Source organism: Methanocorpusculum sp. GPch4, from assembly GCF_012062385.1.
Taxonomy (GTDB): Archaea; Halobacteriota; Methanomicrobia; order Methanomicrobiales; family Methanocorpusculaceae; genus Methanocorpusculum; species Methanocorpusculum parvum.
The window spans coordinates 41,998-52,248 of sequence record NZ_SIJA01000087.1 but is presented as its reverse complement, the minus strand read 5'-3'; the positions used below and the strand labels follow the sequence as shown (position 1 = coordinate 52,248).

Genomic DNA, 10,251 nt, shown 5'->3' with positions numbered 1-10,251 from the left:
GAACTAACGGGGGCAGGAGATGAGAATCTCCAGCCGCCTTAGGAAGCTCATCATGCTCTTCCTCGGGTTTCTCATCATGCTTTTTGGGAAGCTTGTAGATGAGGCGGGGTGAGCCGCAAGGCTCGCCCTTAGCGGAGCAAGTTTTCGAAGGAAACTTGCGACTGCGGGTTGGACGCTGAAAGCGGACGACCTCAACTGAGCAAACCGAAGGTTTGCGAGTGGCGGGGACCTTTAGGTCCCTCAGCCGAGGCGGACCGGTCCATAGGACCGGTCTTAGCTGAGCAAGTCGATAGACTTGCGACCAAATCTTTGGATTTGCGAGTTTTCTTGCTGGGCAGAGGTGAACCCACCTCTCCCGGCGAATTTTCTATTTTTTCTCTACGGATTCCCTGCAGAAATGCTCACTCCAATTCGGAAGGTAGATGGGATCACAACCCCGCCTAACCCCTCCCTCAAAAAAATAGTTACTCTTTTCTCGGCGCCGGGCAGGTTCCGTAGTCATGTCTCCGGATCCTGCGCAGAGAAAGAATAAAGAAGGTCGTAACGATCGTCACGGTAATGATCGGCGCGATCCAGATCGGCAGTTCCAGACCGAATCCTTCCGAGCACATTATCAGACCCAGACAAAGGATCGAGTACATCGCGCCGTTTTTCAGATACGCATATTTTCGGATACTGTCGATATTTCTGATCGTCAGTTCACGGACCACCAATGCCCCGATACCGTTACCGATCAGGATCAGAGGGACCGACATCGTGAACGCGAATGCGCCGACGACCCCGTCAATCGAAAACGTCGCATCGATCACTTCCAGAAGCATCAGTTTACTGATCTGGGATTTATGGCTCGCTGATTCCGGATCGCCCGTTCCTTTCTCAAGCTCCAGCGTTTTCGCATCCGCAAACAGACGGAATCCCTGCATCACGAAAAAGATTGCCGAACCCGCGACCGCCGCGACGGCGAGGAACGGATTGATCTGTACGGCGAAGTAGACAAGCGCCAGAAGAATAAGTGCGGCCACCGCATAGAACCAGGGACCGGTTCTGGAAAAAGCCAGTTCTCCGGGCACGATACAGTTCTTCTGCTCTGCCATAAACCAGTGCAGAAACAAAAACACCATGAACACTCCGCCTGCGAGAAGAAGGAACGGGGCACTATGTTCCATCGCGAGCGCCGCCGCCTCATCGCCGGAAAAAGTCGCGGTAAGAGCTCCGATCGGACCAAGCGAGGGAGCCGATGCCCATATAATTGCCCAGGGCAGAATACCGCGGACACCAAAGACCGCGATGATAAGACCCCAGGTAAGGAACCAGCGCCGCGCCCAGGCCTTCATCGTCGATAAAATATCCGCATTAATGATGGCATTATCTATGCTGGCAACGGTTTCGAAGGCAACAAGGCCGATGATCACCACTACGGCGTAGAATATGTCCATGAAAAGTACACTGTATTCGACTCCCCGGAATATAAACATGTGCTGTTTTCCAGCCCAGAAAATTAATAGGATTTGAAGCCAATGTATGATAATCTTTCAATGGACATCTTTTCACGTTCCGCCTCCTCCTCCCGGACCTTTATTGAAGATACGGTCACGGCTCTTCTTTCTGCAGAGACAAATCAGGCGGCCGCAGAAATAATCGGCAGGGCATTATCGGCCTACACGGTTTTTGATCTGCAGTACATCGGCGGCTATCTGAAACGTGAGGTCGATCGACTCCCGGATCCGTACCGCCGGCTGTACAAACCGTACTGTATGGACCTCTTCGATCAGTACCATGCATTCATGCAGGAGTACAGGCCCGGGATCGTCTGCTCAGGTCCGCTTCCGGATCTCGGTCTCTGGAAAAAATACTGGGAGCCTGTTCCCGAACACTGCTTTCAGGACGCGGCCCGCTCGGAAAATATCCTGCCTCCCCAGGATCACCCTCTCGCAAAATTCTTCTACCGTCTGGTATTTGCCTACGTCATGTTCGTAAAAGGAGGCTGCGGTCATCCGATCGGCATGCCGTTTCCGGGGGGCCTCCGGATCCGTCAGGAGGGAGACACCGTCTACTGCCCGATCCGCGACCGGGAAAAGGACCTTCCCCTGGCGCTGTGTAACTACTGTCCGGCAAAACAGGATCCCGAGTACTGAGACTGCGGACATACAAGAGAAATTCTTTTTAGTAGCACAACCTAAATCAAGATACTTATGTTGGAAGAACTCGTATCCACCATCGAATTTCAGATGAGCCTGCTGTTATTCGTGGCATTGGGAGGATATCTTCTCGCGACACGGATACACCAGTCCGCGGTCATCGGCGAGATCCTGGTGGGTCTGATCGTCGGGCCGAGTGTTCTCGGACTGATTACTTACACGGATTTCGTCCAGAGTCTCGCCGGTCTTGGCGCTATTATCCTGCTGTTTGTAATCGGATTTGAGTTTGAACTGCGCGACATCACCAACTGGAAATATATCGTTATCGCTCTTTTGGGTGTCATCGTCCCCTGGATCGGGGGGTACATCACCGCAGTTTTCTTCGGCATGGACTTTTACAGCGCCATCTTCATCGGAACCGCTCTGACTGCGACCAGTATCGCGATCACCGCCAATGTTCTGCGGGAGATGGGCAAACTCCATCAGCCGTTTGCCAAAGCGATCATCGGCGCTGCGGTCATCGACGATATCTTAAGTTTGATCGTGCTCTCGATCTGTGTCGATCTTGCGGCGACCGGAGAACTGATCCCGGTCTCGGTCGGCCTGACGGTCATCAAAGCGTTTGCCTTCGTCATAATCGCTGCAGTCCTTGGTGTCAAGTTCATCCCCAAACTCATTACCAAAATGGACGGGACCAAGATCGCCCGGCAGTTCCCGGAGTTTGTGTTCATCTTTGCTATGATGATCGCCTTTTTCTATGCAATGATGGCTGAAATGGTGGGGATATCCGCTATCGTCGGCGCATTTCTTGCCGGCATCTGCGTAAACAGAGTGAGTCTGAAACATAGTATGGACATCAAACTCGGCGCCGAGTATCTGTATATCATCTTCGCGGCGATCTTCTTCGTGTCCCTTGGTATCATCGCCGATCTGCGGTATCTAACCCAGGATATGGTCCTGTTCATCGTGATCCTGACGATCGTCGCCGTTATCACGAAAGTTATCGGCTGCGGTATCCCTGCAAAACTCATGGGGATGAGCTGGAAGGACTCGGCTGTTATCGGATTTGGGATGAATCCCCGGGGAGAAGTCGCGATGATCGTCGGTCTTATTGCTCTGAATCATTTTGAGGAGATGGCGGCAAAAGCCGTAGATCCGGCCGAAGCCGAACATCTCCTTCAGTTAGGAAACGAGCTGTTTATCGCGATCGTGGTGATAGCTCTTGTAACGACCGTGATCGTTCCGCTGGTTTACAAAGGCTTCTTTTTCCGAGGCGAGAAGCCGAAGTCCGTTGTATGTGAGCAGGAAGCAGAGAGTTAGACCCTTCTTTTTTTCGAGCTGCCGGATTTTTTCACCGGGGGCAGACCTTTGTTCGGCACGAGATCCCCGATCAGGTCACTTCTTCCGGCCTTCAAAAGGCCGGAGACGACATAATCATACTGTTTTGGATCCTTCCACTGAAGAAGGGCTCTCTGGATCCTTTTCTCATCTCCAAGGGGGACATGGACTTTTTTGCCGGTCAGGGGATCGAGTCCGGTGTAGTACATCGCGGTCGAAAGGGTCATCGGGACCGGAGTGAAGTCCTGGACCTGTTCGGTGTACATGCCCTTCTCTCTGAGATAGAGGGCAAGGGTGACCATGTCGTCTATCCGGCATCCCGGATGGGACGACATGAGATACGGGACGAGGTACTGACGTCTCGGTTTGTCCTTCTGCAGAGCATCGAACCGTTTGCAGAATGCATCGAAGGCCGCTTTTCCCGGTTTGTTCATCAGCCGGGTGACCCGGTCGCTGATATGTTCGGGGGCGACTTTGAGGTGGCCGGAGATGTGGTGTTCGGTCAGCTCTCTCAGGTATTTGTCCCCGTCTTCGGTATTGGGGATGAGGTCGTATCTTACCCCTGAGCTGATGAAAACATGTTTGACTTTTCTGACTTTAGAAACGTTTCTAAGCAGGGATAACTGTTCTTCCGTGCCCAACTTGAGCGAGGGGCAGGTCGTGCAGTTTTTGTCGGGGCACGGGCCGTTCTTTTCCCAGTTTGCACAATGGGATGCATACATGTTTGCCGAAGGTCCTCCAAGGTCCGAGACGGTTCCCCGAAACTCGGGCATTTTTGTGACCCTTTCTACTTCCCTGAGGATCGAAGCCTCGCTTCGCGAGACGATCTCTTTTCCCTGGTGATGGGTGATGGCGCAAAACGAGCAGGCGCCGAAACATCCCCGATGGGTGGTGACGGAGAACTGGATCGGGGTAAGTGCCGGGATCGGTTCCTTATACGCCGGGTGCTGTTTTCGGGTATAGGGCAGCTCGTAAATGATGTCGAGTTCCTCCGTCGTAAGCGGCCTTGCAGGCGGGTTCTGGACGATGACGGTCTTTGGGTGGGGCTGGATCAGGGTGTCTTTCGAGAGGTACTGGGTCCTGAATGCTTCAGCATAGATCTCCTTTTTCACTACGTCAGGATATCCCGGAAGTACGGTCCCGGCCGGCGGATGTTCCCGGAACGCGGCTATGCTCATCGTGTAGCAGGTGCCTCTGATGTCTGTCAGGTCTTTCGCGCTTTCGCCGTTTTTCAGGCGGGAGGCGATCTCGATCAGCTGGAGTTCGCCCATGCCGTAGACGAGAAGCGAGGCCGGAGCGTCGGCAAGCATCCCCTGTTTGACGGTGTCGCTCCAGTAATCGTAATGAGCGAAGCGTCTGAGACTTGCTTCGATCCCTCCGATGATTATCGGGGTGTCTTTGAACAGACGGTGCAGGATATTCGTGTAAACGAGGGTCGTTTTTTCCGGGCGGGTGGGTTTTCCTCCGGGCGAATACGCATCGTCGTGCCGGCGGCGGAGTGCCGGGGTGTAGGCGCTGACCATGGGGTCAACGGCTCCGGGAAGGATGGCGAAGAAGAGGTTTGGTCTGCCGAATTGTGCGAAGTCGGTCCCTTCCCGGTCTTTCCAGTCGGGCTGGCTGATTATCGCAACGGAGAATCCTGCGTTGATCAGTGTTCGTCCGAGGAGTGCGGCGGCAAATGACGGATGATCGACATAGGCGTCAGCTGATACGAGGATGATGTCCGGGGTGTTTTTCCCGGTCATTTTTAACTCCTCAGCTGTTATTGGAATATAGTGCGGCTGCCCGGCGATGTTTCCGGTGGTGATTGAAGGCATGCTTATCCGTATGATGGGCTCTCTACGGAGATTAAGATTTACGCGGGATGTCCACGTTCAGAATCTATATATAGTAAAATGAATTATATACCAATTAATGAAGATCGGTTATACCGATACTTCATGACGCAGAAAACACAGATTTTCCCTATATAGAACCATACACACACACCAGCAGACCCCGGATCCGATCCACACCATCAAAAGAGATCCGGGGAGTTTTTTTAGTTTATTTTGACGGGCTTCCCGCTATTTGAAAAAAAACGGAAGCTATTTATTACATTATGTAAAATAGATTGTACGCTGAAGGATGGATCCGGTGAATGCCGCTCTCCTGTTCTTCAGTACCACAACAGAAAAAAGCAGAATCAGATTTTTTCTCATACAACCATACCAGGATGCCCGCCCCCTTCCCACACACACGCGGGCGGGTATTTCTATTTTGCAAATCCTTATAGTGTTCAATTACCATAAAGTAGGATTATCTGATGAAGAAAAATACCTTCTATATTATATTCGGTTTGATTGCCGTCTCGCTGCTTCTTTTATTCTGGCTTTCGGTAAAACTTACCAGTCCGTGGATCATCGCAATATCCGTACTCCTTTCCGCGGTAATTTTCTTCGTTCTCAAAAAACGCGTTACCGATCTTGATGAGGATGAGCGGAGTGTTCTCATCGAAATGAAAACCGCGTCGGCAACGATCAAGGCATCGGTCGTTCTTTTTCTGACGGTGAATCTTGCGACGACCGTTTATGTGTTCAGCGGCCCTCTGGGTTTTCATATATTTACCTACAGCCGTCTGAAAGATCCGATGATCCCTGCAGGCGGGTATGAATCCATTCCGTATTTTCCCATTCCTCCCGACATGATCCCGATCTGGGAACTCGGGCTGTTTGCTGTACTGCAGTTGGGTCTGATCGTCTCGGCGCTGTTCATTTATGTCGGATTCAGATTCTATTACGCCCAAAAGTTCAGTGTCTGGGGTGAAGATGAGGAATAAGATCAAGGTCTACCGGGCGATGCATGATCTGACGCAGGATGCTCTGGCAAAGGAACTGGGGGTGACCCGCCAGACGATCCTTGCGATAGAAAAGGGCAAGTATGATCCGTCGCTTGACCTGGCGTTTCGGATCGCCAGATATTTTCATACAACGGTCGAAGAGGTATTCCAATTTGACTGATACCTGATCAGAGTCAGGTGGATGAGCCGATCCTCTTTTCCCGTGTGTGAACACGAAGATTTGCTAAAAAAGGGTGTGGTTTATCCGATGACCACGCTGACGTCGCTGTTTTCCTGCAGACCCAGGGTGTCACGGAGCTGGGTCCCGGAGATTATCTCGATCACATCTTCCGGGTGATGGGTCCGTCCGGGCACAACGATCGCACACGGGATGTCAGATATCGTGCATCTGATGCAGCGTGCCTCGCCGAACATCCGGTGTTCATCTTTGAATCCGGGAACGGTCGTCCATTCCAGAGAGTCCATCCGTTTTCTGATCTGCACGCTCTGGGGATTGAGTTTTATATTGAGTGTCCCCGGATACGGCGTGAATCCGCAGAGTTTTTGAAACTGTTCCTGATAATGCGGGATCGACATGTAATATCTTCCCTCGCCCACTCCGGAGATGACGGTTCCCGTGAGGATATACTGTTCATCTTTTACATCGAATATCTTGGAATACTCGGAGAATTCCCGCCGGAGATGCTCTTCGCCGGACCGGGTCACGAGAACGAACTGGCCGGTCGGCTCGGCGGTCCGTGAGATCATCTGTGCCTTTTCAAGCGACTGAAGTCTGCGTGATGCGGTCTGCTGGCTGATCCCGAGCTGATCTCCCAGAGTCTGCGTGGAGAGACGAACCGGTCCTTTACATCCGCCAAGCAGGGCGATCCGTCTCAGACAGGCCGCATCTTCTGCATCTATTGTATGCATAACCCATCGTTGAATTGCTTACTATTTATGGGTTGGTATGGGCGTTGTTCGCGCATTGACGAATTCGACAACCAACTTCTTATGTAAGTAACGAAATATAGGTAAGTATGAAGCCGGTACTTCGCCAGCAGCTTGCCGAAAAGATGGCAGGCGAGATCACCCTCTCCGATTCACCCGGAAAAGCCCTGAAAAAATGGCGTACAAGTTTTCAGATCGCTCCGGGCGTACTCGCAGACCATCTTGGAGTTTCTCCGTCCGTTATCAGTGATTATGAGAGCGGCAGGAGAAAAAGTCCGGGAACCGGTGTCGTTGGGAAAATCGTAGACTCGCTTCTGGATGTTGACGAAGAAAATGGCGGGACATACATCAAAAAGTATGGCAAACTCCTGTTCTCGGATTATGATGACGAGGTCATTTATGATATTCATGACTTCGCGACCTCTATTCCTATCAGGGAATTATCGGAACTGATTGAATGTACCCTCATCTGCGGGGAGCTTGATTCCCAGATCTTCGGCTACACTGTTATCAACAGTACGAATGCCATTCTGAATCTCTCGCCCAATGAGTTCAACCGCATTTACGGCTGGAGTACGGAACGCGCTCTGATTTTCACGGATATTTCGACCGGAAAATCCCCGATGATCGCGATCCGCGTCACCCCGTTCAAACCCCCGTATGTAATCCTTCAGGGGATAGATGAGGAACATGTCAGCCCGCTCGTCAAAAAGCTCGCAGAAAAAGATCACATTACCGTTCTCTGTACGCCCCTGGGAGTTCAGGATCTCGTTACACGTTTGAGGAAAACACAATGGTAGGCATAATCACCTACGGGGCATACATCCCCCGTTTCAGAATTAAAATCGAAGAGATTGCTCGTGTATGGGGAGCGAACGCCGCGGAGATTACCGGCGGACTTGGCGTTTTAGAAAAAGCCGTACCCGATTACGATGAGAACACAGCCACATTTTCCGTTGAGGCTGCCCGCTCGGCTCTGTGCCGGCGTCCGGTAGACGTTGCCGACATAAAGGCGGTCTATGTGGGATCCGAGTCACACCCCTATGCGGTCAAACCGACCGCAGTCACGGTCGGAGAGGCGATCGGCGCAACACCGGTTATGACAGCTGCAGACTACGAGTTCGCCTGTAAAGCAGGAACGGCCGCCATCCAGACCGCGATGGGCCTGGTTTCGTCAGGAATGATGAAGTATGCCGTCGCGATCGGAGCGGACACTGCTCAGGGAGCCCCCGGCGACGCACTGGAATATACGGCGGCTGCCGGAGGCGCGGCATACGTTATCGGTAATGATGATCCGATAGCAGTCATCAATGAGACCTGCTCCTTTACCTCCGACACGCCGGACTTCTGGCGTCGTGAAGGAGAGGATTATCCGCGGCATGGCGGCCGGTTCTCCGGGGATCCCGGATACTTCAAACACACGCTCGGGGCTGCAAAGCTGATGATGGAGCTTCGCGGAACGAAACCTTCCGATTATACACATGCAGTCTTCCACCAGCCGAATGCCAAATTCCCGCAGAAAGCAGCACAGATGCTTGGGTTCACGAAGGAACAGATCAAGGCCGGTCTTCTGGCTCCAAGACTCGGCAACACCTACAGCGGCGCTGTTCCTCTCGGTTTAGCGGCCGTATTGGATGTGGCAAAACCCGGTGACCGGATCTTTGTTACAAGTTACGGAAGCGGCGCCGGATCCGATGCCTTTGATATCACCGTGACCGACGCGATTTTGCATAAGATCGACCGTTCCAAGGGTCCGACCGTTGAGCAGATGCTTGCCACAAAGAAGTATCTTGATTATGCCGTCTATGCCCGGCACAAGGGCAAGATCCGGATGTGAGGTGTATCATGAGAGAAGTAGCAGTAATTGGTGCAGGAATGACGAAGTTCGGAGAAAGATGGGACACATCTTTCCGTGATCTGTGTACAGAAGCAGGAATCGCCGCACTTGAAGATGCAAATGTGGCGGGAGAACAGATCGACGCATTGTTCGTCGGGTCGATGTCAGCCGGCAGATTCGTCGGTCAGGAACACGTCGGGGCGCTCGTTGCCGATTACGTGGGACTCGGCGGAGATCTCCACGTCCCGGCTACCCGTGTCGAGGCGGCCTGTGCGTCCGGAGGCCTTGCCTTCCGTCAGGCCGTAGCGGCCGTTTCTTCCGGCATGTCTGATGTCGTCATCGCGGCAGGTGTCGAGAAGATGACCGATGTCGGTGATTCGACGGATGTCCTCGCCGGAGCAGCCGACAGAGAATGGGAGAGTTTTGCAGGAGCGACCTTCCCCGGTCTCTACGCTATGATCGCATGTGACTACATGCACAAGTACGGACTGACCCGTGAGCAGCTCGCCCAGGTCGCGGTGAAAAACCATTTCCACGGAGCAAGAAACCCGTTCGCCCATTTCCAGAACGAGATCACCCAGTCGACCGTGATGAACTCGACCCTCGTCGCCTCCCCGCTTAGACTCTTCGACTGCTCACCCGTTTCCGACGGTGCCGCAGTCGTAGTTGTCTGCCCGCTTGAAAAAGCACGGGAGTTCACCGACACGCCGATCAAGGTCCTTGCCTCAGCCCAGGCCGGTGACACGATCGCTTTACACGACCGTCCTGACTTTTCCACGATGGGCGCAACCGTTGCCGCAGGAAACTCTGCGTTCCGGCAGGCAAAACTCGAACGAAAGGACATCGACTTTGTCGAAGTTCACGACTGTTTCACGATCGCAGAACTTTGTGCGATCGAGGATCTCGGCTTTGTTCCGAAGGGAACAGCCGGCAAGTTCACCGAGCAGGGCGAGACCCAGCTTGGCGGAAAGCTTCCGGTAAACACGTCCGGAGGTCTCAAGGCATGCGGCCACCCGGTCGGTGCCACAGGTATCAAACAGATCTGGGAAGTCGTCCAGCAGCTTCGCGGCGAGGGCGGCAAACGTCAGGTCGAAGGAGCTGAAATTGGTATGACACAGAATGTCGGAGGAACCGGCGCTACCGTTGTATCACACATCTTTAGGAGGGCCTGA

Annotated in this window: 10 protein-coding genes; 7 read left to right on the top strand and 3 right to left on the bottom strand. The window is 53.0% G+C overall.

The annotated features are described in order from the left end of the window. Nucleotides 1–464: 464 nt before the first annotated feature. Complete coding sequence (locus EYA77_RS09745; protein ID WP_167816562.1) at nt 465–1,436, bottom strand: DUF475 domain-containing protein; 972 nt, start codon at nt 1,434–1,436, stop codon at nt 465–467. An 81-nt stretch (nt 1,437–1,517) separates the two neighbouring features. Here EYA77_RS09745 and EYA77_RS09740 point away from each other — a divergent pair, with 81 nt between their 5' ends. Both EYA77_RS09740 and EYA77_RS09735 read left to right on the top strand, forming a co-directional pair. Further along, entirely contained in the window at nt 1,518–2,135 is a 618-nt protein-coding gene (locus EYA77_RS09740; protein ID WP_167816561.1) for a DUF2115 domain-containing protein, read from the top strand. Between the two features lie 57 nt (nt 2,136–2,192). Then, complete coding sequence (locus tag EYA77_RS09735) at nt 2,193–3,458, top strand: cation:proton antiporter (protein WP_167816560.1); 1,266 nt, start codon at nt 2,193–2,195, stop codon at nt 3,456–3,458. On the opposite strand, the gene EYA77_RS09730 is transcribed toward EYA77_RS09735, so the two are convergent. Beyond that, complete coding sequence (locus EYA77_RS09730) at nt 3,455–5,293, bottom strand: YgiQ family radical SAM protein (RefSeq protein WP_167816559.1); 1,839 nt, start codon at nt 5,291–5,293, stop codon at nt 3,455–3,457. The two genes, EYA77_RS09735 and EYA77_RS09730, sit on opposite strands and share 4 nt — an antisense overlap. Nucleotides 5,294–5,781: 488 nt before the next feature. On the opposite strand from EYA77_RS09730, the gene EYA77_RS09725 reads away from it, so the two are divergent. Further along, complete coding sequence (locus tag EYA77_RS09725; protein WP_095642595.1) at nt 5,782–6,294, top strand: DUF2178 domain-containing protein; 513 nt, start codon at nt 5,782–5,784, stop codon at nt 6,292–6,294. Next, nucleotides 6,284–6,475 carry a helix-turn-helix transcriptional regulator gene (locus EYA77_RS09720; protein WP_042699630.1) on the top strand — a complete coding sequence of 64 codons (192 nt, stop codon included), beginning with the start codon at nt 6,284–6,286 and terminating at the stop codon, nt 6,473–6,475. The genes EYA77_RS09725 and EYA77_RS09720 overlap by 11 nt, the downstream gene beginning before the upstream one ends. Nucleotides 6,476–6,555: 80 nt before the next feature. Here EYA77_RS09720 and EYA77_RS09715 read toward each other — a convergent pair whose 3' ends face one another. Further along, complete coding sequence (locus EYA77_RS09715; protein WP_095642594.1) at nt 6,556–7,224, bottom strand: DUF120 domain-containing protein; 669 nt, start codon at nt 7,222–7,224, stop codon at nt 6,556–6,558. Nucleotides 7,225–7,331: 107 nt separating this feature from the next. Between EYA77_RS09715 and EYA77_RS09710 the strand changes: the two genes are divergently transcribed. Genes EYA77_RS09710 through EYA77_RS09700 form a run of 3 tightly spaced genes read left to right on the top strand, consistent with a single transcriptional unit; the run spans nt 7,332 to nt 10,251 of the window. Continuing rightward, entirely contained in the window at nt 7,332–8,042 is a 711-nt protein-coding gene (locus EYA77_RS09710; protein WP_167816558.1) for a helix-turn-helix domain-containing protein, read from the top strand. Then, entirely contained in the window at nt 8,036–9,079 is a 1,044-nt protein-coding gene (locus EYA77_RS09705) for a hydroxymethylglutaryl-CoA synthase (RefSeq protein WP_042699622.1), read from the top strand. Before EYA77_RS09710 ends, EYA77_RS09705 begins: the two co-directional genes overlap by 7 nt. An 8-nt stretch (nt 9,080–9,087) precedes the next feature. Then, nucleotides 9,088–10,251: a thiolase domain-containing protein gene (locus EYA77_RS09700; protein WP_095642593.1), complete on the top strand. Its 1,164-nt coding sequence runs from the start codon at nt 9,088–9,090 to the stop codon at nt 10,249–10,251.